Source organism: Pseudooctadecabacter sp. (genome assembly GCF_965657175.1).
Classification (GTDB): Bacteria; Pseudomonadota; Alphaproteobacteria; order Rhodobacterales; family Rhodobacteraceae; genus Octadecabacter.
The window spans coordinates 1-24,373 of record NZ_CBFHNH010000022.1; the positions used below are offsets into that span (position 1 = coordinate 1).

The 24,373-nt window shown below is 60.2% G+C and carries 25 protein-coding genes, 1 tRNA gene and 1 other RNA gene; 11 read left to right on the top strand and 16 right to left on the bottom strand.

Annotated elements, in window-relative coordinates:
- Positions 1–133 precede the first annotated feature (133 nt).
- The 14 genes from ACTG36_RS14530 to ACTG36_RS14595 all read right to left on the bottom strand — a co-directional run bounded on the left by ACTG36_RS14530 (position 134) and on the right by ACTG36_RS14595 (position 13,655).
- Positions 134–223 (bottom strand) — tRNA-Ser (locus ACTG36_RS14530).
- 195 nt (positions 224–418) lie between these two features.
- On the bottom strand, positions 419–799 hold the full coding sequence (locus ACTG36_RS14535; RefSeq protein ID WP_439142731.1) for a hypothetical protein: 381 nt from the start codon (positions 797–799) through the stop codon (positions 419–421).
- Complete coding sequence (locus ACTG36_RS14540; RefSeq protein ID WP_439142733.1) at positions 796–1,515, bottom strand: alanyl-tRNA editing protein; 720 nt, start codon at positions 1,513–1,515, stop codon at positions 796–798. Before ACTG36_RS14540 ends, ACTG36_RS14535 begins: the two co-directional genes overlap by 4 nt.
- Complete coding sequence (locus tag ACTG36_RS14545) at positions 1,512–4,013, bottom strand: DUF3772 domain-containing protein (protein WP_439142735.1); 2,502 nt, start codon at positions 4,011–4,013, stop codon at positions 1,512–1,514. The genes ACTG36_RS14540 and ACTG36_RS14545 overlap by 4 nt, the downstream gene beginning before the upstream one ends.
- Positions 4,010–5,047, bottom strand: coding sequence for a cysteine synthase A (locus ACTG36_RS14550; RefSeq protein WP_375281943.1), 1,038 nt, complete (start codon positions 5,045–5,047; stop codon positions 4,010–4,012). The genes ACTG36_RS14545 and ACTG36_RS14550 overlap by 4 nt, the downstream gene beginning before the upstream one ends.
- 53 nt (positions 5,048–5,100) lie before the next feature.
- Positions 5,101–6,222, bottom strand: a complete 1,122-nt coding sequence (locus tag ACTG36_RS14555) for an NUDIX domain-containing protein (RefSeq protein ID WP_375281944.1) — start codon at positions 6,220–6,222, stop codon at positions 5,101–5,103.
- Complete coding sequence (locus ACTG36_RS14560) at positions 6,222–6,662, bottom strand: TrgA family protein (protein ID WP_375281945.1); 441 nt, start codon at positions 6,660–6,662, stop codon at positions 6,222–6,224. Before ACTG36_RS14560 ends, ACTG36_RS14555 begins: the two co-directional genes overlap by 1 nt.
- Before the next feature lie 50 nt (positions 6,663–6,712).
- Entirely contained in the window at positions 6,713–7,924 is a 1,212-nt protein-coding gene (locus ACTG36_RS14565; protein ID WP_375281946.1) for a class I SAM-dependent methyltransferase, read from the bottom strand.
- 125 nt (positions 7,925–8,049) lie between these two features.
- Positions 8,050–9,462 carry a cryptochrome/photolyase family protein gene (locus ACTG36_RS14570; RefSeq protein ID WP_439142738.1) on the bottom strand — a complete coding sequence of 471 codons (1,413 nt, stop codon included), beginning with the start codon at positions 9,460–9,462 and terminating at the stop codon, positions 8,050–8,052.
- A 142-nt stretch (positions 9,463–9,604) separates the two neighbouring features.
- Positions 9,605–10,588: an acryloyl-CoA reductase gene (gene acuI, locus ACTG36_RS14575; protein ID WP_375281947.1), complete on the bottom strand. Its 984-nt coding sequence runs from the start codon at positions 10,586–10,588 to the stop codon at positions 9,605–9,607.
- A gap of 55 nt (positions 10,589–10,643) precedes the next feature.
- The gene (locus ACTG36_RS14580; protein ID WP_375281948.1) at positions 10,644–11,744 is read right to left on the bottom strand and encodes a dimethylsulfoniopropionate demethylase; all 1,101 of its coding nucleotides are present in this window, start codon (positions 11,742–11,744) and stop codon (positions 10,644–10,646) included.
- Between the two features lies 1 nt (position 11,745).
- Entirely contained in the window at positions 11,746–12,231 is a 486-nt protein-coding gene (locus ACTG36_RS14585; protein ID WP_375281949.1) for a DinB family protein, read from the bottom strand.
- Positions 12,228–12,935 (bottom strand): DUF1326 domain-containing protein, encoded by a 708-nt coding sequence (locus ACTG36_RS14590; RefSeq protein ID WP_375281950.1) that lies wholly within the window; start codon positions 12,933–12,935, stop codon positions 12,228–12,230. The genes ACTG36_RS14585 and ACTG36_RS14590 overlap by 4 nt, the downstream gene beginning before the upstream one ends.
- A gap of 9 nt (positions 12,936–12,944) precedes the next feature.
- Positions 12,945–13,655 (bottom strand): DUF2182 domain-containing protein, encoded by a 711-nt coding sequence (locus ACTG36_RS14595; RefSeq protein WP_375281951.1) that lies wholly within the window; start codon positions 13,653–13,655, stop codon positions 12,945–12,947.
- A 67-nt stretch (positions 13,656–13,722) separates the two neighbouring features.
- On the opposite strand from ACTG36_RS14595, the gene ACTG36_RS14600 reads away from it, so the two are divergent.
- The 4 genes from ACTG36_RS14600 to ACTG36_RS14615 all read left to right on the top strand — a co-directional run bounded on the left by ACTG36_RS14600 (position 13,723) and on the right by ACTG36_RS14615 (position 16,146).
- Positions 13,723–14,451: a FadR/GntR family transcriptional regulator gene (locus tag ACTG36_RS14600; RefSeq protein ID WP_375281952.1), complete on the top strand. Its 729-nt coding sequence runs from the start codon at positions 13,723–13,725 to the stop codon at positions 14,449–14,451.
- A 47-nt stretch (positions 14,452–14,498) separates the two neighbouring features.
- Positions 14,499–14,855, top strand: a complete 357-nt coding sequence (locus ACTG36_RS14605; RefSeq protein WP_375281953.1) for a DUF4345 family protein — start codon at positions 14,499–14,501, stop codon at positions 14,853–14,855.
- Between the two features lie 38 nt (positions 14,856–14,893).
- Positions 14,894–15,242, top strand: a transfer-messenger RNA (tmRNA) gene (ssrA, locus tag ACTG36_RS14610).
- Between the two features lie 256 nt (positions 15,243–15,498).
- Positions 15,499–16,146, top strand: a complete 648-nt coding sequence (locus tag ACTG36_RS14615; RefSeq protein WP_375281954.1) for a DUF1194 domain-containing protein — start codon at positions 15,499–15,501, stop codon at positions 16,144–16,146.
- Positions 16,147–16,198: 52 nt separating this feature from the next.
- On the opposite strand, the gene ACTG36_RS14620 is transcribed toward ACTG36_RS14615, so the two are convergent.
- Positions 16,199–16,660 carry an Lrp/AsnC family transcriptional regulator gene (locus ACTG36_RS14620; protein WP_375281955.1) on the bottom strand — a complete coding sequence of 154 codons (462 nt, stop codon included), beginning with the start codon at positions 16,658–16,660 and terminating at the stop codon, positions 16,199–16,201.
- Between the two features lie 133 nt (positions 16,661–16,793).
- Between ACTG36_RS14620 and cysG the strand changes: the two genes are divergently transcribed.
- The 6 genes from cysG to ACTG36_RS14650 all read left to right on the top strand — a co-directional run bounded on the left by cysG (position 16,794) and on the right by ACTG36_RS14650 (position 22,331).
- Complete coding sequence (cysG, locus tag ACTG36_RS14625) at positions 16,794–18,191, top strand: siroheme synthase CysG (RefSeq protein ID WP_375281956.1); 1,398 nt, start codon at positions 16,794–16,796, stop codon at positions 18,189–18,191.
- Position 18,192: 1 nt separating this feature from the next.
- Positions 18,193–18,504 carry a DUF2849 domain-containing protein gene (locus ACTG36_RS14630; protein WP_375281957.1) on the top strand — a complete coding sequence of 104 codons (312 nt, stop codon included), beginning with the start codon at positions 18,193–18,195 and terminating at the stop codon, positions 18,502–18,504.
- Between the two features lie 53 nt (positions 18,505–18,557).
- On the top strand, positions 18,558–20,222 hold the full coding sequence (locus ACTG36_RS14635; RefSeq protein WP_439142744.1) for a nitrite/sulfite reductase: 1,665 nt from the start codon (positions 18,558–18,560) through the stop codon (positions 20,220–20,222).
- Positions 20,212–20,931: a phosphoadenylyl-sulfate reductase gene (locus tag ACTG36_RS14640; RefSeq protein WP_375281959.1), complete on the top strand. Its 720-nt coding sequence runs from the start codon at positions 20,212–20,214 to the stop codon at positions 20,929–20,931. The genes ACTG36_RS14635 and ACTG36_RS14640 overlap by 11 nt, the downstream gene beginning before the upstream one ends.
- Before the next feature lie 65 nt (positions 20,932–20,996).
- Positions 20,997–21,413: a DUF934 domain-containing protein gene (locus ACTG36_RS14645; RefSeq protein WP_375281960.1), complete on the top strand. Its 417-nt coding sequence runs from the start codon at positions 20,997–20,999 to the stop codon at positions 21,411–21,413.
- A gap of 69 nt (positions 21,414–21,482) precedes the next feature.
- On the top strand, positions 21,483–22,331 hold the full coding sequence (locus ACTG36_RS14650) for a ferredoxin--NADP reductase (RefSeq protein ID WP_375281961.1): 849 nt from the start codon (positions 21,483–21,485) through the stop codon (positions 22,329–22,331).
- A 67-nt stretch (positions 22,332–22,398) separates the two neighbouring features.
- On the opposite strand, the gene ACTG36_RS14655 is transcribed toward ACTG36_RS14650, so the two are convergent.
- Positions 22,399–23,589, bottom strand: a complete 1,191-nt coding sequence (locus ACTG36_RS14655; RefSeq protein WP_439142747.1) for a hypothetical protein — start codon at positions 23,587–23,589, stop codon at positions 22,399–22,401.
- 137 nt (positions 23,590–23,726) lie between these two features.
- Between ACTG36_RS14655 and infC the strand changes: the two genes are divergently transcribed.
- Entirely contained in the window at positions 23,727–24,341 is a 615-nt protein-coding gene (infC, locus tag ACTG36_RS14660; RefSeq protein WP_439142749.1) for a translation initiation factor IF-3, read from the top strand.
- Positions 24,342–24,373: the final 32 nt, after the last annotated feature.

The following is a 24,373-nucleotide window of genomic DNA, read 5'->3' on the forward strand; positions in this document are numbered from 1 at the left end:
AACTCCGGCGGAAACGGGCGCAGATGTTTGAAGACTTGGACGCGGCCTTTCGGTCGGACGGCTAAATTTCTGGAAATTTAGGGCGCATCGTGCCGACGGTTGTCTGCGTTGGTGATCAAAGAATTTGGGGAAGTGGCGGACAGACAGGGATTCGAACCCTGGAGACGGTCTCCCGCCTACACACTTTCCAGGCGTGCGCCTTCGACCACTCGGCCACCTGTCCGTGGGCGCGGTCTACCCAAAAACCAAGGGCGGGGGCAAGGGCCAATTTCAGGTTTTTTTGGATTGGGCCGCGCGAGCCGCGGCGCGACGCGATCAAGGCTTGCTGCGGGATGTTTTTGACGCAAAATGCCAGCCATCGGCCGATGCCTGTGCGGCGAAGAGGCCCTCCGGGGGGAGTTTTTGGGGCCAGATGAAGTCAGGTCGCCCGGTGGCTGTGGGCCGCGAGGCCAAAGAGCACGCCGAGCGCGATTTCGGAGCCCGCCGCCACAAGGATCGCGAAGGTGGCTGTGCCGGTCAGGTAGTGGAAAACGCCCGTGGCCGCCACACCGACCCACACCAAGGCGGTGAGCCCCGAGAAGCGACTGGCAAAGGCGCCGGGCGGCAGGGTGCTGGCCAGCAGCAAAAGCGCGCCAAGCCCCATGATCGCGGGCGACAGCCGTTGGGCGGCGAAGGGCATATTCACCGGATCGTATTGCGGCACATACAGTGACAGATAGGCCTGTGGGGCCATTAGCAAGATCACCCCGAGAACCAGCGCAAAAGCGCCCGTGATGGTAAAGAGGATGCGAAACATCATGGCACCAAATGCAAGTAGACCCGGCGGTTCTGCTTGCCCTTCTTTTCGACCTTGCCCAAACGCACCGTTCCAATTTCCGAGGTAAACCGCACATGGGTGCCGCCGCAGGGCTGCAGATCGGCGGTGTTTCCGCCCTCTCCGATGCGCACGAGGCGGATCTTGCCAGCCCCCTTGGGCGGGGCGACGGACATGGTTTTCACGAGGCCCGGATTGGCATCAAGCTCTGCTTCGGTGATCCATTCATCGCGCACCTCAAAATCGCAACCGATAAGTTTGTTGAGCGTGTCTTCTAAGCCCGCTTTGTCGCTGGGCGCGTCGGGCATGTCGAAATCCAGACGGCCCGTGTCGGTGCCGATTGACCCGCCTGTAACGGGCAGCGGGATGACCACAGACAACAGATGCAGCGCCGTATGGACACGCATATGACGGTGGCGGCGTTCCCAATCGAGAGATTGCATCACCCGCGCGCCCACTGGTGGCAACGGGTTGGGTTCGGCGGGGACAAGCACGATGCTGCCCCGCTCCCCCTTGACGGTGGTGGCAATGTCGATCTTGCCGCCATCCCACGTCAGCGTGCCGCTGTCGCCCGGTTGGCCGCCGCTTGTAGCGTAAAAGATCGTGCCATCCAGAATGATCCCGCCTTCGTCGGTGACGGCGAAAACCTCAGCCTCCGCATCACGCAGGTAGGCGTTGTCGATGAACAAGGGCTTGGTCATGGGTCGCCGTCTCCGTCGGTGTCGGCATCGTGGCTGTCTTTGGTCAGATCAGTCGGCCCCGCGTGAGGGGGCAGATCACCGGCAGCATGGGCCAGGGTTTCAGGGTTGCGCAACCACAGATCCCGCTGAGCGAAGGGGATTTCGATCCCGGCCTCGGCAAATCGGGTGTTGATCGCGTGGTTCATATCCGAATGCACGGCCATCACCCAATTCACATCCCGCAGGTAGGCGCGGATTTCAAAGTCCAGACTGTCCGCGCCAAAGCCACGGAACAGCACGGAGGCAGGCGGATTGGCGATGACCATCGGGTGATTTTCCGCAATATCCTTGAGGATATCTGTCACCTGCTTCGTGTCTGTCCCATAGGCCACGCCCACCGACACGATCACACGGCCCACGCTGTTGCCACGGGTCCAGTTGGTCACTTGGCCTGCCACCAGATCGGCGTTGGGCACAATCACATCGGTTTTATCAAACGTCTCAATCCGGGTGGAGCGTACGGAGATATCGCGCACATAGCCCATTTGTCCGCCCACTTCGATCCAGTCGCCTTCGCTGATGGGGCGCTCAATCAGCAGGATGATCCCCGCAACAAAGTTGCTGACAATGTTTTGCAGGCCAAAGCCGATGCCCACAGACAAGGCCCCTGCCACAATCGCAAGCCCGCTGAGGTCGATGCCAGCGGTGGTGATCGCGATGAGTGCTGCGAGGAAAATGCCCACATAGCCCATGCCCGCCACAATCGCGTTCTGCCCCCCGATGTCGAGTTTCGTGCGCGGCAGCACAGTCGTGCGCAACGCCGCCTGCACCAGCCGCGTCACTGTATAGCCCACGACGAAAATCACTACGAAGGTCAGGAACGACGTGGGCGAAATGCGCGTGGCGCCAATGGCAAACCCTTCGCGGAAGCGCGCCCAAAGTTCGGTCAGGTCGGTGACCTGCGCGCCCCAGATGACGGCCAGCACCGGCAGGGCAATCACGATCAGGGCAAAGCCGATCAGCACGGGGATCAGCGCATCCTGCGCGCTGTTGTCGGACTTTGTCAGCAAGGTGTAGGCATCGACGGACAGCCGCTGCAGGATCAACAACACACCAAAGACATACAGCGTCATACCTGCCGGATAGGGGATTGCCTCGAAGGCTGCGGAATAGCCCAAAGCGGCCAGCACCACTGCAATCACAGCAGCCAATATCAGACCTCGGCTGACCATCCCCCGCAGCGATTGACGGAAAGAGCGTGCGGCATCGGCCTCTTCAATGGATGTGTCGCGCCGCAACTTGCGCCCCAGCCAATACAGCGTCCAGCACAGCACAAACCCCACCGGAAACATCAGCACAGCGGTGGGAACCACATCGAAGCTGTTCACCTGCGCAAACAGGCCCGCATAGGCAAAAGCCATCAGCGCATAGCCCAACCACACAAACCGGCGTGCGGCCCGTTGGGACGCCTCTGCATCCAGTTTCAAGGGATGATCTTCGGCTGAACGCCCCTCTGGCATCAGCAAAGCAGCCAGCCAATGGGCCAAAATGGGGAACAGGCCATAAAGCGGCAAAGCTTCAACCAAGGGCTGGGTCCGGCGGCCCAACATTGATGACAGTTCCAAAGCTTGGGACAAGGCCATAAGCCCCACAAAGGGAATGATGATCTGACCCAAGGACAGCACAAAGCGCACCACGCCCTGACCGCGCCGTGTGCGCGACTCAAGAAGGCCCGACAGGTGCCCGAACCAGACCCGTCCGCGCATCACCATAACAAGCGCCACAGCCAACAGCGCCAGAATGGCAGGCAATTGCTCGGACAGCTCGGCCCGTCTGGTGGAGCTTTGGATTTGCGTTTCAATTTCGGTGCGCATGGCCAGAACCGACCGCAGCAGCGCCTCGAAGGTGGCGGGCCAGACGGTGGGGTTCAAGGGCGAGGTCGTGCGTTCGGTAATGCGTTGGGCCTGCCGGTCACGCACGATGCTGTCGATCTCACCGATCAGGCCATCGGCGCGGGTGTAGGCCTCGGTGGCAAGGCGCGAGGGCGCGCGCAACAGCTGCAACCGTTCGGTCAATTCGGCCCGGCGGGCGATGACACGCGGGTCTTCATCGCCCACATCGGGGGCCGCCCCCAAAGCGTCAATCTGGTCCTCAACCGTGGCAATGCGCGCTTGGTTGGTGCCCTCCCGTGTCAAAAACACCTCTCTCCAATCGGAGAGTTGATCGCGCAGGTCTGCCAATGCCGCGTTGGATGCGCGGCCTTCCTCGATGGCGTCACCGGCCCGCTTGCTGAACTCTTCCCAGTCCTCAAGATCGTCGAAGACCGGCGGCAGGGCTGCGGCCTCGGCGGCCTGTTCTTCGGTCAACTCAACCGCCGCCGGATCGGGGCTTGTCTCCTCTTGTGTGGACCCCGCCGCCTCACCGGTCACATCTGCCAGAACGCCCGTGTTTTGCGCCCAGACCGGCGTGGCCACCAAAAGCAGCCACAGTGCCAGCAGCGGTGCTGTGGCGCGGATCATACGTCTTCCATCACCGACGGGATCTCTGCGGCCGGTTTATCGAGCCATGCTGGCACAGGCAGCCCCTTTTCGCGCAGGAAGTCAGGATTATAGAGCTTGGATTGATACCGCGTGCCATAGTCGCACAGGATCGTCACGATCGTATGGCCGGGCCCCATATCGCGCGCCATGCGCACGGCACCGGCGATGTTCACACCGCTGGACCCGCCCAGACACAGCCCCTCATCCGCCAACAGATCAAAGACATAAGGCAAGGCTTCGCTGTCGTGGATATTGTAGGCATAGTCGGGTTTGAGGTCCTTAAGGTTCTCGGTGATCCGCACCTGACCGATGCCTTCGTTAATCGACCCGCCGTCGGTCATCGTCAGCTCACCCTTGGTGTAGTAATTGAACAAAGCCGCGCCGTCAGGGTCCGCAAGACCGATCTTGACCCCCTTGGGCTGCAACGCCATGGCCACCCCGGCCAACGTCCCGCCAGACCCCACAGCACAGATAAAGCCATCGACCTTGCCGCCCGTCTGGTCCCAAATCTCAGGCGCTGTGGTTTCGATATGGGCCTGCCGGTTGGCGACATTGTCGAACTGGTTGGCCCAGATCACGCCCTCATTGGTCGTCCGCGCCAGTTCCTTGGCCAGCCGTTCGGAATAACGCACGAAATTGTTGGGATTACGGTACGGTGCGGCCGGCACTTGGACCAGTTCAGCACCGGCCAAGCGCAACATCTCTTTCTTTTCTTCCGATTGCGTCTCAGGGATGACGATCACCGTCTTGAACCCCATGGACGCGCCCACAAGTGCCAGCCCGATGCCGGTGTTGCCCGCCGTGCCTTCGACAATCGTGCCACCGGGTTTCAACAGGCCTTTTTCCACCGCATCGCGGATAATGAACAAGGCCGCGCGGTCCTTGACCGATTGGCCGGGGTTCATGAATTCGGCCTTGCCCAAAATTTCACACCCCGTGGCCTCGGACGCGGCGTTAAGACGGATCAGTGGCGTGTTGCCCACAGCGGCGGCAAGGTCTTTGCGGATGGTCATTTTGTCAGGCCTTTCATTCTTGTCGTCAGGTGTATGGGGTCCGCCCCGATCGTTCAAGCAGATGCGCCCCGCAGCCTGTCGCGATTGCGCGCCAGCCAGTGCCCCGCCACCAAGAGCGGCAACAGATTGAACCGGCCTGCATTCAGGTCGGCATCAAAATCCGCCCATTCCATCACATGGGACCGGATGTCCTCGGCCTCGGACGGCAAACCGCCCTGCCCTGCCGTGCCATCAGGCAGATCGCATAGCCCCACGTAGACAAAGAAATGTTCTGTGGTGGTGCCGGGGCTGGGATACGCCGCCGACACGCAGTGCAGGTCCTTGAGGTCAACGCCCGCCTCCTCCGCAGCCTCACGGCGGGCGGCCTCTTCGGGGGTTTCACCGGGATCAATGCGGCCTGCGATAGGTTCCACCGTCCACGGGTTCGGATCGCCGCGCAGATAGGCACCGGGGCGGAATTGTTCGACCACCAGCACGCGGTCGCGCACAGGGTCATAGGGCAGCACGATGGAACAATCGACGCCCACAAAGACCACGCGGTTCACCGGATCAGACATCGTGCCGTCAAACCGGCGGAACGCCACGTCCAATTCTTCAACGGTGAAAAAGCCTGAATAGGCTTTGCGCGCCTCAATCAACTGCACGTCAGAGCGCCCCATGCCGCGCCCGCCCGCTTCACGGGCTGCGCGCTGACGCGAGGCCGCGCGCGCCATCATCTGCGGATAACGGCTGCCCATGACTTGCGCCGGAACCTCCCCATAAAGGCCCATCGCCTCACGGGCGGTCATGGTTGTGACTTCACCCAATGCCGCGATCCAGCCCTCTCGGTCCCAAGGTTCAGCCGGGGTCCACCGCCCCTCCTCGCCCACATAGCAGGTCACATTGCGCGGCGTTTGGTGTTCATCCAGAACGACGAATTCAACGCGGTCATAGCCAAACGCCTTTTCGTAGTAGTCCAGCCGCGCCAGCGCCTCATCGCTCAACCCCTGCACGATGATCCCTTCTGCGACGCCATCGGGGTCCGCATGCATCATGGGAAAGACCTGTCCGGCCACGCGACTGACACGAAATCCGGTGCGCACGCCCAGATGCACCTTGGCGCGCACATCTGCGTCACCGCTGACCACCTCAAGCAAGGGCATGTGCAGCAAGGTGCCGAATAAAAACAGGTCCATCAGCTGAACCGACGACCAAAGAATTCCGTGACCAACCCACCGACAAGCCCCCCCACCACCAAGGTGGTTATGATGTCCGGCGTGGCCATCATCGCGGCATGTTCCACGAACAATTCAAAGACATGGGTCACAGCCTCCCCCGCGCCATCATAACGTTTGCGCAGCGAATATTCGATCATCACGAAGAAGGAGTTAAAGAACAGCCCCATGACGACCAAAGCCACCAAGGTCGTGAGACCATAGCTGATTGAGGCCACATATCCCGTACCCGCCCGTGGCCCTGCGATCTTCCATCCCGCAAACAGGCCCAGCCCCGCGTTCAACTCCCGAAACCAGCCCATATTGGTGCCCTCGGGAAACAGCGGTATGATCAAAAGCGACACATACCACGCCAAGACCCCGAACCAGACGGCCCCGACCAATCGTCCAAATGTTGGCATGTCCCTGCTCCCGTTTTGGTGACCCTGACCACGGCCCCTTTGCGGGCGCCCTAGCTGTTGGGTTTTGTCACCGTAATTTGCGTTACATCGCAAATACCCCCGCGGAACGCGCCCGCGCAAGAGGTCAGGTAAAAGTTCCACATGCGGCGGAACCGGTCGTCAAAACCCAAAGCCTCCACATCGTCCCATTTGTCGTTGAAGGTCTCATACCAGCGACGCAGGGTTTCGGAATAACTTTGCCCGAATTCCACGGACCCGCTGACCTCAAGCCCGGATTTCTTGATCGTCTCCCGCAGGATCGTCGGCGCGGGCAACATGCCCCCTGGAAAGATGTATTTCTGGATGAAATCCACGCCGCGTTTATAGACGTGCCAACGACGGTCCTGCACCAGAATGATCTGGAACGTGCCCCGCGCACCGGGTTTGAGCCGTTCGCGCACGGTGTCGAAGTAGACCGGCCAGTATTTTTCGCCCACGGCCTCGAACATCTCGATGCTGGCGATGCCGTCATATTGGCCGGTCTCATCACGGTAGTCCTGCAGCTTGAACTCGACCATGTCGGAAAGCCCAGCCTTTTCAATGCGGTCCACGGCGTACTTATACTGTTCTTGGCTGATCGTCAGACAGGTGACACGCAACCCGCGTTCCTTTGCGGCATATTCCGCAAACCCGCCCCATCCGCAGCCAATCTCAAGCACGTGATCGCCGGGCTTTGCGCCCATTTCATCCACCATCGAGGCGTACTTCTGCGTCTGTGCCTTCTCAAGATCCTCCTGCCCCGTGACATATTTGGCGGAGGAATAGGTCATGGTGTCGTCCAACCACAGCCCGTAGAAATCATTGCCCAGATCATAGTGATAGCTGATGTTTTTCTTGGCCTGACGTTTCGAATTGCTTTGCAACCAGAACCGCAGTTTTTCATAGGCCCGCACCAGACCTTGGCCCGGAAAGCCGTCATAGATGTCTTCGGCGTCGTCGCTGACCAAATCCATAAAGGCCATCAGATCAGGCGTGGACCACCAGCCGTCCATGTAAGCCTCGGAAAACCCAAGATCGCCTTCACGGATCAGCCGCGCAAACAGGTCCGTGTTGTGAACCTCAATCACCGCCACATAGCCAGGTTCAGGGGCTTCGGCGCGAAAGGTCCGCCCATCGGGCAAGATAAAATCCACCCGCCCCCGTTTCAGCGATTTCGACATCGCAAAGACATTGCTGAAATAACGGGGCAGATTGGCCTGCCCTTGGGTGGTGGTGAGGATCATCGACGGCTTCCAAGTATTTGTTTTTCGTTGCTTAAGATACGGCGCAGGCCGGCAAATGGTTTCGAAAAGTATTAACGAAACACAGCCAAGGTGTCACGGCCCAACTGTCACGTTCGCCTGACACATTAGAAGTCGCGGTTCTCATATGCCGACAGCGCCCGCTTGCGCCCCTCTGACGCCTCAACAATAGGGTCCGGATAGGCATCCTGCGGTGACATGGGCCAGCTTTCAGGGATCGCATCAAAATAGGACAGCGCCGTGTCTGACGGGTCGCCATACCCTTCGGCAATCCATGTGCGTCTGTATTGCCCGTCGCGGTCGAATTTTTCCACTTGGGTTTCGGGATTGAACACACGGAAATAGGGCGTCGCATCAGGGCCAGACCCCGCCGACCATTGCCACCCCATGGCATTGCTGGCGGGGTCCCAATCGATCAGACAGTCTTCAAACCACTTTTGCCCGATCCGCCAGTGGCACATCAGATGTTTCGTCAAATAAGAGGCCACGATCATCCGCCCGCGGTTGTGCATGGTGCCGGTCACATACATCTCCCGCATGGCAGCATCGACAAACGGCAACCCCGTGCGGCCCTGTTTCCACGCCTTCACCTCGGCCAGTCGTTCATCTTCGTTCCACGGGAAAGCATCCCAATCCTCGCGCCAGTTCTGGTCCACAATGCGCGGGGTGTGATGGGCCAGATGGTAGGCAAATTCACGCCAGACGAGTTCTTTGCAGAATGTCTCAGCGCCCGTGCTGCCCTCCTCCATCTGCCGCCGTCCGGCGTGCCAACAGGTGGCCGGGCTGATCTCCCCGTAGGTGAGGTTTTCGGACAGCCGCGACGTGCCATCCACGCTGGGCAAATCACGGTTGGTGTCATAATCGTCAACCTTGTGGGCCAAAAACGCCCCCAATCGCCCCCGTGCGGCCTCTTCGCCCACACAGATATGACGCGCCAACACCGGCGCCCCACGGCGCATGGCATCCGCCAGCCCCCAATCCTCCAGATCATCGGAAGCAGGCCAGCCATCTGGCGCAGGAATATCGCTCGGTGGTTTGAGAGGGGAAGCCACATCGCGCCCGCGCACCATCTTCCACATGGGTGTGAAGACTTTGTAAAACCCACCCGTCTTGGTCTCCACCGTCCAGGGTTCAAACAACAAATGGCCCGCAAAGGACGTGACCTCAAGACCGTCGTCCTTCAACGCAGCCTTCACCGACGTGTCACGCGCCTTGGTCTGCGGGTCATAAAGACGGTTCCAGACCACCGCCTCGGCCCCCGTTTCTTTGACCAACGCACGCAGCACATCCAGCGCCGCACCGCGCCGCAAAATCAACCGCGACCCGGCCTCAGTCAAAGCCTGCCCGAACACGCGCACGCCCTCGCCCAGCCGGAACTTTGGTGCGGCCCCGTGCCCCTCGACCACCTCGTCACAGATAAACACCGGAATGACATGCCGCCCGGATGCGCAGGCCTCACTTAACGCGGCATTGTCGCTCAGCCGCAAATCCCGCCGCACCCAATAAATCACAGGCTTCATGCCGCACTCCCTTTGTTGAAGCGCAACCTAAACCGACCGGCCACAACGCCAAGGCTTCATCTGGCCTAAAAACTCCCGCCGGAGGCTAACGGGATGGTGGGTGGGGCGTCGGCGCAGCCGCGCGTCACCCCATCCTTCACCCTCACCCGTTCACATCAACAACGACACGGCCCTTGACCTGACCCTTCAGGATGTCGCGCCCAAGCGCTGGCAAATCCGACAGAACCGCCGGTTGCACCATGGCCTCCAGCTTGTCCATCGGCAGGTCCTTGGCAATCCGCGCCCAAGCCCGCACTCGGTTGTCATAGGGCTGCATCACACTGTCGATACCCAGCAGGTTCACACCGCGCAGCAAAAACGGAATGACAGTTGCCGGCAACGCCGCGCCTCCGGCCAGACCCACAGCTGCAACAGAAGCCCCGTATTTCATTTGCCCCAGCAGCCGCGCCAGCATCTCACCGCCGACGGCATCCACACATCCGCCCCAAGTTTCGCCCTCCAAGGGGCGCTTGGTTGTCTCGTTCAGCTCCTCACGGGGCACGATCTGCGTGGCCCCCAGTGATGTCAGATAATCGGCCGTCTCAGGCCGCCCCGTTACACCCGCAACCTCATGACCAAGATTGGCCAGAATGGCCGTGGCCACAGACCCGACGCCGCCGGCAGCCCCCGTGACCAACACGGGACCGTCCTTGATGCCGTGATCTTCCAAAGCCATGACCGCCAGCATCGCGGTAAAGCCAGCTGTCCCCACCGCCATGGCCTGACGTGTGTCGAGCCCCTCAGGCAGTGGCACCAGCCAATCGGCCTTGACCCGCGCCTTTTGGGAATATCCGCCCCAATGGGCCTCGCCCACGCGCCAGCCGGTCAGAACGACCTTATCGCCGGGTTTGTAGCGATCATCGTCCGATGCCTCGACCGTGCCTGCAAAATCAATGCCAGGGATGTGGGGGTAGTTGCGCACCAAACCGCCGCCCGGCCCAATGCACAGACCGTCTTTGTAGTTCACCGTGGAATACTCCACTGCAACCGTCACCTCGCCGTCGGGCAGACGGTCCATGTCCATCTGTTGGACAGAGGCGCTCGTCTTGCCCTCATCATTCTTCTCAACCACCAAAGCGTTAAACATATCGTTCTCCTTTATTGCGCTCGGCGCCCCAAAATTCGCAGAATTTTAGAACGCCCTAAATCCAAAACGTCTCGTGCACGATGGCCGGAAAGACACCGCTTTGTGTGATAACGTCCAGGTCGGTCCCTTGATCCCAATGGGTCATCCGCACCATGCCAATGGCGACGTTGTGTTCAAAATCGGGGGAGAACGCCGACGACGTGACCGACCCCACCTGCCGCTGGCCATCCATCAAGGCCCATTCACGATCACAGGGCGGCAAATCCCCCTCGATCCGCAAGGCGCGGATCTGTTTGACCGGCCCTTCCTTACTAACCCGCAAGAGCGCATCGCGCCCAACACAGCCAATCGCCGTCTGGGTGGAACAGAACCGCCCCAATCCGGCCTCATGGGGGGTGTTTTCGCGGGTCATGTCGTTGCCATAGGACAGCAACCCTCCCTCGATCCGTTCAATCAGATTGGGGCAACCGGCATGCACATCCAAATCGCGCCCCGCCTCCATCAGGGCATTCCACAACGGCATCCCATGCTCAGCGCCGTCCACATAAACCTCAAAACCGCCCTGCTTTGAATAGCCGGACCGCGCCACCACGTGAGATTTGCCGCCGAATTCGAACATCCCGAACCGGAAGAATTTGAGGTCCTTCACCTTATCGCCAAACACCCGTGCGGCCAGTTCTTCGGCCTTGGGTCCTTGGATCGCCAAGGGCGACACATCTGGTTCATCGACCAGCACATCCATGCGAAGACCGTAGGCCAAGCCTTTGACCCACAACAACAAATCACTGTCGGCAATGGACACCCAATAGCGGTCTTCGGCCAGTTTGACCGCCACCGGATCGTTCAACATCCCGCCGGTTTCATCCACCATCGGCACGTAATAGCACATCCCAGGCAGCATCCCGCGCAGATCACGCGGGGTCAGCATCTGCATCAGACGTCCCGCATCGGGCCCGCGAATTTCAACCTGACGTTCAACAGACACATCCCAGACCTGCACGGCGGTCTTCAGATGTTTGTAATCCTCCACCACGCTCCGAAAAACAGTGGGCAATAACATACGGTTATAAACCGTATATCCCTTTACACCTGCCGCCTCGACCCCGTCCGAAAACGGCGTCCGGCGCACGCGCCTTGACCCTGCTATTGTGGCCATCTTACTCCTCCGGCATGAAAATGAGATCGCTGTCGATCGTCGTGCGTCCCGCCGCCGTCAACATCGCGTGGATTTGCCCACGATGGTGGGTCTGATGATTAAACATATGCGTGATGCACAGCGGACGCGGATGGGTGAAGGTCTTTCCGTAAATCTTTGATGTCCAAACAACATCGCCCGTCAGATCAACGGTTTTCAGCCCACGCGCCCATTCGCGGATTACCCCGTCCACACGGAACCGTTCCGCCAGCCATTCTGCGGGGGTCGCAACATCGGCCTCGCGCACCGCGATTGTGGCGTCCAACCGGTTGAGCCACAAAAGATCGGCCCACAACACGTGAACCAAGGTATCAAAAATCGACCCGAAGAACGCCCCGCGATCAAGACGCAGCGCATCTTCGTCCATCGCCTTAACATGATCGCGCAAGCTGTTGTTTTGCCACTGATTGTACCGCGCCATCGTCCGACAGTACTCAGCCGTGATCATGGCTTGGGGCCTTTCCAATCAATCGGACAAATCTCCGCCGACATGCCGCCAAAATCCCAAACGCGGCCATAGTCGCGCACCTTCGATTTCAGACCCTTGGCCGCGATGATATCGGGGCCCATCCAATATTTCGAATTGGTGATCATCACCGGATGATCAGGGTCGCCGCCATCAATCATCTCAATCTCACCGGCGATCTTGCGCCCGATATACAGGCCCCGCTTTTTGCCATCGCGGACGATCTCGACCTTCTCACGCTCGGCCCCGATGATCTCGGACACGAGGAAGGTGAACAGGCCCGTGGTGCCGCCCGCCGCGCCGCTGAAAATCTTCAACAGACCGTTGTAGGCTTTCTGGGTCGACCGTTCATCCACATAGGCCGCCACGCGCCAGTTGCCTTCCCCCATGCGTCCCGGGATGTCGACCAGCAGACCGACATTCAGCCCTGCCAGATCCTCACCCTCGAAATGGCCCTCATCAATGGCAATGGCCATCCACGCATGACAATGTCCTTCGGTGGGTGGATGCGCGCCCAAGGATACAACACAGGGGCAAAACACGGTGCAGGAGCAGTTGAGGAACAGCTCCCCCTTGATGGCCCACTCCGTGGGCGTCATCTTGCGCCGCAGCGGGTTGCTTTCCATCTTACTGTCGATGCGCTGCGACACCGGCAGCTTGTCGGCGGGGGGACGTGTTTTGGCCATGGTGACCTCCTACAGGTTGGCCCAAACGGGCAAGATAAGGCCGGCGGCGATCAAAACGACCCCCGCCGGTTTCGTGACGATATGCCCGACGGAGGGCAGTTTTTCCAAAGTCATAAACAGCGTGGCCAGCCCCATCCAAAGCAGGCTTATGACGCCACCAACAAAACAAGCGCCATAAAGCCCCATGCGCAGCCCACCGGCAAAGCCGGTTTTCCAATGGCCCAAGAAATACATCATCGGGGAATGGCACACGCCGTGGCAAACCTCTTTGGCGCGCGAGAACCGAAACAGCCCCACGATGACCAACAAGGCGCCTGCAAAAATGGCTGAGGACGCAATCCCAAGGGCATCCACAGCCCCCAACGCGATCAGCCCCACCTGCACCACAGAAATCAGCCCCGCAAAGGCGCCCCAGACCACGAAATAGCCCAGCAAAATGCCCGCCCATCCGGTGCGCGTGCCATTGGCGCTGACCATCAGATCCTCACAGGCGCGCAAGGTGGGCACCAACGTCGGCAGCATCATCGCGGCCATCATGATGGCCCACATGGGAAACAGTGCGCCAAAGGTCACCATAGACATCATGTTCATGCCCACGGGCCGGCCCGACAGATCAACGCCCGACATCACGGCCATCATGTACATCACAGACCAAGCCAGCAGGATCAGCGCGAAAAACGCCACCCACAGCACGGACCGGATGTTGAAAATGGCTCCCACGGAATGCGCCCTCCCAAGCGACTCAGATGTTGCCTTTCTAAATGTCAGACGTTTAAATGTCTGACAAATGAAAAATGCACCTGATCTCTCCGCCCAAATCGCCAAATCCATCCGCGACGCCATCGTCTCCGGCGATCTGGACGTGGGCGAACGTCTGCCGAGCGAGGCTGAGTTGAGCGATCAGTTCGATGTCTCCCGCTCCACCGTGCGTGAGGCGTTGAAACGGCTGGCCGCCCAATCGTTGATCCGCACCCAACGGGGCGCCACCGGCGGGGCCTTTGTGAACAGATTGCGGTTCGAAGACGCCTACGGCCAGCAGATCACGACCTCTGCCCTGCTGCTCAGCATGAATGCCGTCGATTTCACCACCGCTTGTGAGGCCCGCTTTGCCCTTGAACGCGCCTGCGCGCCCCTTTCCGCAGACCGCCGCAGCGCCGACCATCTGGCCACCATGCGCGCCGAAATCACCCGTCAGGCGCAACCGGGGCTGAGCGACGAAAGCTTTTGCGCCTCCGACGTGGCCTTCCACCGCGCGCTGGTCGATGGGGCGGGCAATCAGGTGTTGTCCTACCAGCTGGCCGGAGCAGTTGAGGCGATTGAACCTTTGATGAACATGATCACCTTCACCGCGCGGTCCCGCGACCGCATCGTCGGGCTGCACACCCAAATCGCCGACGCGCTTGAAGCCCGCGATGCGGATCAAACCGTGGCGCTGCTGGACACCTTGGCCGATTACACCGCCGAATTGGGCCAATCTGTTGCCGCCAAAAGAAAAGATGCACCAAAAGGGAACTGATACGCCCCGCCTTGCGTAGACATAACAGCACCCAGCAAGGACACCCCATGGATTACATCAACCCCGCCATCGCCCTTTTGACCATCGCCTTCGGGGCGTTTGGCTTTCTGGCCCCGCGCTATACCGCAAGCGCCCTTGATATGGTGCCCACGGGATCAACCATGGGGCTCTCAGAACTGCGTGCAGGCTCCGGCGGGCTCTTTGTCGCCGTAGGCATCTGGTGTTTGTTCACAGGCGACACCTACGCCTATTTCATGCTCGGCGTGGCCTATGTGGGCGCAGGCGCGGGGCGCGCCTTGTCCATCCTTGTCGATAAACCACCCTTGAAAAAGGCGCTGGTGTTTCTGGCCTTCGAATGGCCCCCTGCCGCTTGGCTGGTTTGGTACAACGCACCGACCTTTTGACGCCGCCTGTTTCGTTTTGCCAAAAATACTCAAACTCCCCCCTTTGCACCACGCGCCTGCACGCCTATATGTGGAACGTCCTTCGGGACTATGAACATAAACGCGCTCGTAATAAGCGGATCGGACCCGGGGGCGGTACCCGGCGTCTCCACCAACAACCTTCATTTGGGGTACATGGGGACGAAACAGGATCGACGAACGTCTAAAGGGGTTAGCTTTGTTTCGGTGAGTTACCACCGTTATCGGTACATTCAAGCTAGTTGCAAATGACAACAATGCTCCGGTCGCACTCGCAGCGTAAGCTCGCGCGTAACACCGAAAATTAAGCCCTAAGGCCTAGCAGCTTTAGGCGGGGTTCGCAGGCACCTGGCAACAGAAGCCTGCACTTACCCCCCCTTGCATGTCTTGGCCGATGGTCAGACCGTCACCACAGCCCTAGGTGTTTGCCTTGCAAACCCCTGAGGCAACTCAAACCTGCGTTTTCACCTCCCAGACAGTTTTTCTATGCTGAGACCTCGAACGCCACCAATGGTTGTCGAACGGCAAATGCATGGGACAGCACGAAACCACAGAATGCGGTAAATCCAAGTTGCGTCCCTCAATAACCGCTTGCTTCTGATGACAGCCGCATCATCATTGCTCCATGCGATATCTGTTTCCTTGGATTTTCTGCCTCTCCGCCCAGACGGCTTTGGCCTGTGACACCGCCCTTTTACTGACCATCGATGTGTCCAATTCCATCGACGTCGCCGAATACCGCTTACAAACGGACGGGATGGCCGATGCTGTGCTGGATGATGAGGTGGCCGAAGCCTTGATCCAGGGTCAGGTCGCGGTGGCCGTGATGCAATGGTCCGGTGTGGACCGGCAAGACATCTCAATCCCGTGGCGCCAAATCCGGACCTTGGCCGACGTTCAGACCTTTGCGGTGGACGCACGGGTCATGCAACGGGCCTTCGTGATGTCCGACACAGCGCCCGGCGATGCGATCGTCTTTGCCCTCGATTATATGCAACAGGCCCCACAATGCGGACGGCAAGTTATTGATATTTCAGGGGATGGCACCCCAAACGCAGGGTCTGACACCCGCACCGCCGCGCGGGAGGCCGAACGCCAAGGCGTGACGATCAATGGCATCGCGATCGAAAGCATGGGATTGGCCATCACCAACTTTTTCACCCGCCAAGTCATCACCCGCGACGGCTTTGTCATCACGGCGCAACGTCACCGCGATTACCCGCGCGCGATCCGCGAAAAAATCCTGCGTGAGGTCTCCCGCATCTTCGGCTAGCGCCCCAAAGTCTCAACGAGACTTTGCGCTCAAAGTCTCGTTGAGACTTTGGCTACAGCGGCAAAGCGACAGTCGATTTGATCTCTTCCATGCTGAGCAACGCTGTGACGTTGAACACCCGCACTTCTGAGATCAATGCCTGATAAAACTCATCATAGGCCCGCGCGTTTTTGACCCGCACCTTGAGGATATAATCAATGTCCCCCGCCAGCCTGTGGGCCTCTTGAACCTCATTGCGTTCCATCAATGCTTTCAAGAACTTGGCCTGCCATTCGGCCTCATGTTCCGACGTGCGGATCAGGACAAAAAAACACGCCTCGAACCCCAGCGCTTCGGCATCGAGGACAACGGTCTGCTGGCCCACGACGCCCGCCTCCCGCAGCTTGCGAATCCGGTTCCACACCGGGGTTTTCGAAGACCCCACTTCGCGTGCGATTTCGTCCAAGCTGCGCGATGCATCCGCTTGCAACGCCCGTAGGATTTTCCGGTCTAAATCATCAATCCGAACATCCATCCGCATTTCTCCTGTTTTGGAAAACAACCTGACTGACCTCTGTGTTACGCAGAACAAACGTCCCTTTCAAGCCCTGATGGGAGGCAATTCGAAGAACAATATTCTATATTCACTGCAAGCAACGAGGTGACCTATGAAGCACTTTCCAATCTTTCTGGCCGTCGAAGGCCGCCGCATCGTCCTTGCAGGCGGTGGCGACGCGGCGCTGGCCAAGCTGCGGCTGATCCTCAAGACGCAAGCAAATATCACCGTGATCGCCGCCGATGCCGCACCCGAAATTGAAGGTTGGGCCGCCGATGGCCGCCTGACCCTCATCCGCCGCGCGATGGAACCCGGTGACGCCATGTGTGCGGCCCTATTCTACGCCGCCCATGAGGACGAGGTTGAGGATGCCCGCACCGCCGCCCTCGCCCATCGCGACGGCGCCCTGGTCAATATCGTGGACAATCTGGGCGACAGCCAGTTCATCACCCCCGCCATCGTTGATCGCGATCCGGTCACCATCGCCATCGGCACCGAAGGTGCGGCCCCGGTGCTGGCGCGCGCCATCAAGAAGGACCTCGAAGAAAAGCTGCCCGCATCGCTGGGCACCCTTGCCCGGATCGGCAAAGGCTTTCGCAAAGTGGCAGAGGCCCTGCCCTTTGGCGCCGCACGCCGCAATTTCTGGTCGGATTATTATTTCAACGCAGGCCCCCGCGCCATCGCTGCGGGCGAAGAGGCCGTTGAACCCGCCCTCCATGCGCTGCTGGCCGACCACCTGAACACCGACGCCAAGCCGGGTCATATCGATCTGGTCGGCGCCGGTCCCGGTGATCCTGATCTGTTGACGCTGAAGGCCCGCCGCGCCCTCGATAAAGCTGACGTCGTCATCTACGACCGTCTGGTCACGCCGGACATCCTCGAACTGGCACGTCGTGAGGCGATCATGATCGACGCCGGCAAAACCGGCTTTGGCCCTGCCATGGCACAGGACGACATCAATGCGCTGATCGTACAGCACGGGCTGGACGGGCACCATGTGGTGCGCCTCAAGGCCGGTGACCCGACGGTCTTTGGCCGTCTGGACGAAGAAATCGACGCCATTGAAGGCGCGAACCTCAGCTATTCTATCGTGCCGGGCATCACCGCAGCCTCGGCTGCTGTGGCCAACATCGGGCAAAGCCTGACCAAGCGGGGGCGCAATTCCTGTGTCCGGTTCATCACCGGTCACGACACCAAAGGCTACGCCGATCACGACTGGCGCGCGCTGGCCGAAGACGGCCAAGTTGCTGCCATTTATATGGGCAAAAAATCTGCGCGGTTTATTCAGGGCCGCCTGTTGATGCATGGGGCCGATCCGCTGACGCCTGTCACCATCATCGAAAACGTCAGCCGCACCGACCAGCGCGTGATCGCCGCCACCGTGGGGGATCTGGAACCCACGATGACAAACGCCAACCTCACCGGTCCTGCGCTGACGTTTCTTGGCCTTGCCCCGCGCGAAGCCGTCACCGCCGCCCAATCCGCACCATTCCTGCAGGAGGCCCTGTAACATGCCCCGTCAATTCACCCCCAAAGTCATCACCGCCAATCGCCTGCTGGAGGGCGACGCTGTCTGGTTTACAGCGCAGGACACATGGTCCGGCGACATCAATGACGCCGAGTTTCTGACCGATGAAGCCCACGCCGAGTTGCGCCTTCTGCAAGCCCAAGCGCAGGCCAGCATCATCGCCGGTGCCTATCTGGCCGATGCCAAACAAGGCGAAAACGGCCCCGAACCCACCCATTTCAGAGAGGCGTTCCGCACCCGCGGCCCCTCCAACTATCCCCACGGCAAACAGGAAGGCGCGGCAGAGTTTCTTTGAAACTCTGACCCAACAAAGCCTCATTGAGGCTTTGCCCCCGCAAGGAGAAAACGATGTATACTTACAATGACTTCGACGAGGCCTTCGTGCGTGAACGTGTGGCCCAGTTCCGTGGTCAGGTGGAACGCCGCATCGACGGCTCGCTGACCGAGGATGAATTCAAGCCGCTGCGTCTGATGAACGGTCTCTACCTGCAACTGCACGCCTATATGCTGCGTGTGGCGGTGCCTTACGGCACGCTGAATGCCGCGCAAATGGATCAGCTGGCCCATCTGGCCCAGACCTATGACAAGGGCTACGGCCATTTCACCACCCGTCAGAACATCCAGTACAACTGGCCTGAACTCAAAGACGTGCCTGATATGCTGTCTGATCTGGCAGATGTGGGCATGCATGCCATCCAGACCTCCGGCAACACGATCCGCAACGTGACGGCTGACCATTTCGCCGGTGCCGCCGCGGATGAAGTCGCGGACCCCCGCCCCGTGGCGGAACTGCTGCGTCAGTGGTCCACGGACCACCCCGAATTCCAGTTCCTGCCGCGCAAGTTCAAGATCGCCATCACCGGCGCCGAAGACGACCGCGCCGTGATCAAAGCCCACGACATCGGCCTGCAACTGCGCCGCGTGGACGGCACCCTTGGCGTGCGCGTCATCGTGGGCGGTGGCCTTGGCCGGACGCCGATGATTGGCAAGGTGCTGCGGGACTTCCTGCCGCTGGAGGATCTGCTGCCCTACACCGAGGCAGTCGTCTCCGTCTGGAACCGTCTGGGCCGCCGTGACAACAAATACAAAGCGCGCATTAAGATCACTGTGCATGAGCACGGGATCGAAGAGATTTCCCGCCTCGTCGAGGACCGTTTCGCCGCGATCAAACCCGGCTTTTCCGGTGTCGATCAGGAAATCCTACGCGAGATTGAGACCCAGTTCGCCCCGCCTGCATTCCGCAATGCGCCCACCGATGCCTTTGACGCGGCCTATGCCGCCGATCCCCTGTTCCGGTCCTGGGCTGACACCAACCTGACCGCCCACCGGGCCGAGGGCTACGCCATCGTTAGCATTTCGCTGAAAAAGCACGGGGCCACGCCGGGCGACGCCACTGCCGACCAGATGCGCGTGATGGCGGACCTTGCGCGCACCTACGGCCATGATGAGTTGCGCGTGAGCCATGAGCAGAACATCATCCTGCCCCATGTTCACAAATCCGACCTGCCCGAGCTTTATGCCGCCCTCCGCCGCGCCGATCTGGCGACGGCCAACATCGGCCTCGCGTCGGACATCATCGCCTGCCCCGGCATGGATTACTGCGCGCTGGCCACAGCGCGGTCCATTCCCATCGCCCAACAGATTGCCGAACGGGTGGAGGAGCTGAAGATCGAACATGAGGTCGGCCATCTGAAGATCAAAATCTCAGGCTGTATCAACGCCTGCGGGCACCACCATGTGGGCCACATCGGCATCCTCGGTCTGGACCGTGCGGGTGTTGAGAACTACCAGATTACGTTGGGCGGCGACGGCACGCAGCATGCGGCCATCGGTGAACGCGCAGGCCCCGGATTTGCCTATGATGAAATCGTGCCTGCCATTGAACGGCTGATCACAGGCTACCTCGCCCTGCGGGACCACGAAGACGAGACCTTCATTGAGGCCTACCGCCGTCTTGGCGCGGCCCCGTTCAAGGCCATTCTTTACCCACAGGAGGCCCGTGATGCCGCTTGACGGACGCACCCAAACCCTAAACCGCCTGTTCAAGGATCGTGAGGCTTTGGATGTGGTGGATCACACCCTGACCCAGCTGGGTCAGGTTGCCATGGTCAGCTCCTTCGGGGCGGAGTCTGTTGTGCTGTTGCACATGGCCGCCCAAGTTGACCGCAACGCCCGTGTGGTGTTCATCGACACGGAGATGTTGTTTCCCGAAACGCTGGCCTATCAGACCCAAGTGGCCGAGGCCCTTGGCCTGACCAATGTGGACATCATCCGCGCGCCACGGGCTGCCGTGTTCGAACGCGACAACGAAAACCTGCTGCATTTGCACGACCCCGACGCCTGCTGTCATCTGCGTAAAACCGAACCGCTGGACCGTGCCTTGCGCGGGGTGGATGCATGGATCACAGGGCGCAAACGTCATCAAGGGGGCGCGCGCGCCGCGCTTGATCTGTTTGAGGTGGACCGACCCTTGGGTCAGTTGCCGCGCATCAAGGTGAACCCGTTGGCCCCTTGGGACAGCGACGATCTGCGGGGATACATCGAGGCGCACAATCTGCCGCGACATCCGCTGGTGGCCAAGGGCTATCCCAGCATTGGCTGCGTGCCCTGCACCTCCCCCGTGGGCCATGGCGAAGATCAGCGCGCGGGCCGTTGGCGGGATCAGGGCAAGACGGAATGTGGCATTCATTTTGGCGCGGACGGCGTGGGTCGCAGCACCTGATTATTGAGTATTTTTGGCAAAACGAAACCACAAGGGCGCGTTTGCCGGACCGAAAGGATTAGACGATGACAGTAGTGGTAAGTGACGCGGGCTTTGCGTCTGATGATTGGACCGCACCGATTGTGACATTGGACGCGCTGGCGGCCAATGACGGGGGCGCGGTGGCTGTTGATCTGGCCTCTGACGCGGAACCTGGCCGTTTGGCGGGCCGGTTGGACACCATTGATATGATCCGCGTGGATTTCCCCAGCTTTGCCGACGGGCGCGGGTTCACCATCGCCGCGCAACTGCGGCGCATGGGGTTTCAGGGCCGTCTGCGCGCGCGCGGGCATGTGATTGCGGATCAATATGCCATGGCGCGCCGGTCTGGTTTCGACGAGGTCGAGATTGATGAGGCCCTGGCTGCGCGTCAGCCCGAGGACCAGTGGCTGCGCCGTGCCGATTGGCAGGCCCACAACTATCAGGCACGCCTGCGCGGCTAAGCCCCCTTTTCTAGACAGAGATCACAGCGTAACAGAGGAGCGTGGGGCGATCCCCCGCGCCATATGCACATGACAGAAATGACACCCGTGACCCAAGACAAGACCAAAGCCGTTCCAGCCCTGCCCGACGCGCAAACCGTGACCGAGGTCAAACATTACACCGACCGTCTGTTCAGCTTTCGCTGCACACGGCCTGCATCCTTGCGGTTCCGGTCGGGCGAGTTTGTGATGATCGGCCTGATGGGCGATCCGCATCCTGAGACCGGCAAGGTGAAGCCCTTGTTGCGCGCCTATTCCATCGCGTCCCCGTCGTGGGATGAGGAGATGGAGTTTTATTCTATCAAGGTGCCTGACGGCCCGCTGACCTCGAAATTGCAGCACATCAAGGTGGGCGATGAGGTGATCCTGCGCCCCAAACCTGTGGGCACGCTGGTCCATGACGCGCTGCTGCCTGGCAAGCGGTTGTGGTTCTTTGCAACCGGCACAGGCTTTGCGCCCTTTGCGTCGCTGTTGCGCGAGCCGCAGACCTATGAGGATTATGACGAGGTCATCATCACACACACCTGCCGCGAAGTGGGCGAACTGACCTATGGCCGCGATCTGATCGAAGGCCTGAAGCAGGATGAATTGCTCAACGAAGTGATCGGGGAAGGCTTCTGGAAGAAGATCAAATACTACCCCACAACCACCCGCGAAGAGAGCCCCAGGATGGGCCGCATCACGGACCTGATGAAATCCGGTGAGGCCTTTGCTGATCTGGGCGTGCCGCCCCTGAACAAGGACACGGACCGCGCGATGATCTGTGGCAACATGGCGTTCAATCTGGAACTGAAGGCCATGTTCGAAGACTACGGGTTGGAAGAAGGCGCCAATTCGAAGCCTGCCCATTACGTGGTTGAAAAGGCGTTCCTCGACTAGGGACCCTGTCGCTGAATGCAAAAAGGGACGCTCAATCGAGCGGCCCTTTTCGTTTTATATCAGTAATTTACTGACCCAGACGTTCGCCCAGACGCTGCAACGTGCCTTCCAGCAGGTCGGGGTTGCGTTGTGCGCCGATCAACGCCGCGCGGGACACGGCCTTGGCCTGATCATCCATCGCGGAGTTTTCGATCACTTGGGCCACGGCATCGAAGTCAAAACCCTCAGCTGTGAGCAATGTGCTCAGGTCCATGCCCTCGGCGGCCTCGGTCACATCGGTGATGGCCTCTTGCGCGGCTTCACCAGCTTCAACAGCCTCTGTCGCCAATTCGGTCGCGACATCAGCGGCCTCGGAAACAGTTTCGGTGCCCGCTTCAACGGCATCTGCGGCCTCAGTGGCAGCTGCGTCTTCGAGGGCCTCTGCTGTTTCTTCGGTTGCGGCAGCGGCCTCTTCAGCGGCGGCAGCGGCAGCTTCTTCGGCGGCAGCAGCTTCGGCGGCTGCGGCTTCTTCGGCGGCAGCAGCTTCGGCGGCTGCGGCTTCTTCGGCGGCAGCAGCTTCAGCAGCAGCGGCTTCTTCGGCGGCAGCAGCTTCAGCAGCAGCGGCAGCGGCTTCTTCCTCGGCGGCAGCAGCAGCGGCGGCAGCTTCTTCCTCGGCGGCAGCAGCAGCGGCAGCAGCTTCTTCCTCAGCGGCAGCAGCAGCAGCGGCGGCTTCTTCCTCAGCGGCAGCAGCAGCGGCGGCAGCTTCTTCCTCAGCGGCAGCAGCAGCAGCGGCAGCTTCGTCTGTTGCACCTTCAACAGCGCCTTCAACAGCATCAGCGGCGTCATCCGCCGTGCCAGTCACTGCATCGGCTGCATCAGACAGCGCGTCACCGGCAGCCTCAACAGCGCCTTCAGCCGTATCAGCCACGGCCTCTGCTGCGCCTTCAACAGCCTCGACCGCGCCTTCAACAGCACCTTCGACGGCTTCGACAGCGTCGCCTGCCGTCTCGGTCACAGCGTCAGCGGCATCGGACGCCATGTCACTTGCGCCTTCGGCCACATCGGACGCCGCATCCGCAGCGCTTGTCGCCGCGTCAGAGGCGACATCCGCCGCACCTGTTGCCGCGTCAGACGCAACATCAGCCGCGCTGTCTGCCATTTCGGCAGCGGATTCGGATACGCCGGAGAATACTTCGGCCGGATTTTTACCGTTCACACCCCACTGGTAGCCAAAAAAGCCCAGCACGGCGATGACGAGAATAGAGATCGTCCCTCTCATGATCTTTGTCCTTCAAACAAACATGGCCCCAAACTGGACCTTGCGGCGGCTTATGCCATGCTGCACCGGCAAAGAAAAGCGGGAAGCCGGATGCCCCGTTCCCCGCAAAATCAAGCCTCTGACACCCCGATTGCGCCTTGAAGAACCGGAGCGCGGGGGCTAGATTACGGCACTCAAGGACAAACAATCAAAGGACAAGTCCCATAGCTCGCAGACCTCATAACGCGCCGCCACAACGTGACACTGGCCCCCGCGTCAACGACCGCATCCGTGCCCCCGAAATCCGCCTGATCGGCGCTGAGGGCCAAAACGTCGGTGTCGTCACACCGGAACGCGCCATGGTGATGGCCGAAGATGCCGGCCTCGATCTGGTTGAGATTTCTCCCAATGCCTCCCCGCCCGTGTGCAAGATCATGGATTTTGGTAAGTTCAAATATGAGACCCAAAAGCGTGAGGCCGAGGCGCGCAAAAAGCAAAAGATCATCGAGGTGAAGGAGGTCAAGTTCCGCCCCAACACCGACACCAACGACTACGATGTGAAAATGCGCAACGTCTACAAGTTCCTTGAGAACGGCGACAAGGTGAAGGTGACCTTGCGGTTCCGTGGCCGTGAAATGGCCCACCAGAACCTGGGCCGTGAACTGCTGGAACGTGTGGCAGAGGACACAAAAGACCACGGCAAGGTGGAAAACTTCCCCAAGATGGAAGGTCGCCAGATGGTCATGATGATCGGGCCTTTGCCGCAAAAGTAAGCCGCGTTTGCCGCGAACAACCGAGACAGGGG

Excerpts from the sequence above, each read along its gene's own strand:
- cysG (WP_375281956.1), top strand. The coding sequence starts at position 16,794 with ATGAAGCACTTTCCAATCTTTCTGGCCGTCGAAGGCCGCCGCATCGTC.
- ACTG36_RS14540 (WP_439142733.1), bottom strand. The coding sequence starts at position 1,515 with ATGACCAAGCCCTTGTTCATCGACAACGCCTACCTGCGTGATGCGGAG.
- ACTG36_RS14570 (WP_439142738.1), bottom strand. The coding sequence starts at position 9,462 with ATGAAGCCTGTGATTTATTGGGTGCGGCGGGATTTGCGGCTGAGCGAC.
- ACTG36_RS14545 (WP_439142735.1), bottom strand. The coding sequence starts at position 4,013 with ATGATCCGCGCCACAGCACCGCTGCTGGCACTGTGGCTGCTTTTGGTG.
- ACTG36_RS14615 (WP_375281954.1), top strand. The coding sequence starts at position 15,499 with ATGCGATATCTGTTTCCTTGGATTTTCTGCCTCTCCGCCCAGACGGCT.
- ACTG36_RS14620 (WP_375281955.1), bottom strand. The coding sequence starts at position 16,660 with ATGGATGTTCGGATTGATGATTTAGACCGGAAAATCCTACGGGCGTTG.
- ACTG36_RS14630 (WP_375281957.1), top strand. The coding sequence starts at position 18,193 with ATGCCCCGTCAATTCACCCCCAAAGTCATCACCGCCAATCGCCTGCTG.
- ACTG36_RS14560 (WP_375281945.1), bottom strand. The coding sequence starts at position 6,662 with ATGCCAACATTTGGACGATTGGTCGGGGCCGTCTGGTTCGGGGTCTTG.
- ACTG36_RS14640 (WP_375281959.1), top strand. The coding sequence starts at position 20,212 with ATGCCGCTTGACGGACGCACCCAAACCCTAAACCGCCTGTTCAAGGAT.
- ACTG36_RS14635 (WP_439142744.1), top strand. The coding sequence starts at position 18,558 with ATGTATACTTACAATGACTTCGACGAGGCCTTCGTGCGTGAACGTGTG.
- ACTG36_RS14650 (WP_375281961.1), top strand. The coding sequence starts at position 21,483 with ATGACAGAAATGACACCCGTGACCCAAGACAAGACCAAAGCCGTTCCA.
- ACTG36_RS14550 (WP_375281943.1), bottom strand. The coding sequence starts at position 5,047 with ATGACCATCCGCAAAGACCTTGCCGCCGCTGTGGGCAACACGCCACTG.
- acuI (WP_375281947.1), bottom strand. The coding sequence starts at position 10,588 with ATGTTTAACGCTTTGGTGGTTGAGAAGAATGATGAGGGCAAGACGAGC.
- ACTG36_RS14655 (WP_439142747.1), bottom strand. The coding sequence starts at position 23,589 with ATGAGAGGGACGATCTCTATTCTCGTCATCGCCGTGCTGGGCTTTTTT.
- ACTG36_RS14590 (WP_375281950.1), bottom strand. The coding sequence starts at position 12,935 with ATGGCCAAAACACGTCCCCCCGCCGACAAGCTGCCGGTGTCGCAGCGC.
- ACTG36_RS14600 (WP_375281952.1), top strand. The coding sequence starts at position 13,723 with ATGAAAAATGCACCTGATCTCTCCGCCCAAATCGCCAAATCCATCCGC.
- ACTG36_RS14605 (WP_375281953.1), top strand. The coding sequence starts at position 14,499 with ATGGATTACATCAACCCCGCCATCGCCCTTTTGACCATCGCCTTCGGG.
- ACTG36_RS14555 (WP_375281944.1), bottom strand. The coding sequence starts at position 6,222 with ATGGACCTGTTTTTATTCGGCACCTTGCTGCACATGCCCTTGCTTGAG.
- ACTG36_RS14645 (WP_375281960.1), top strand. The coding sequence starts at position 20,997 with ATGACAGTAGTGGTAAGTGACGCGGGCTTTGCGTCTGATGATTGGACC.
- ACTG36_RS14580 (WP_375281948.1), bottom strand. The coding sequence starts at position 11,744 with ATGGCCACAATAGCAGGGTCAAGGCGCGTGCGCCGGACGCCGTTTTCG.
- ACTG36_RS14565 (WP_375281946.1), bottom strand. The coding sequence starts at position 7,924 with ATGATCCTCACCACCACCCAAGGGCAGGCCAATCTGCCCCGTTATTTC.
- ACTG36_RS14535 (WP_439142731.1), bottom strand. The coding sequence starts at position 799 with ATGATGTTTCGCATCCTCTTTACCATCACGGGCGCTTTTGCGCTGGTT.
- ACTG36_RS14585 (WP_375281949.1), bottom strand. The coding sequence starts at position 12,231 with ATGATCACGGCTGAGTACTGTCGGACGATGGCGCGGTACAATCAGTGG.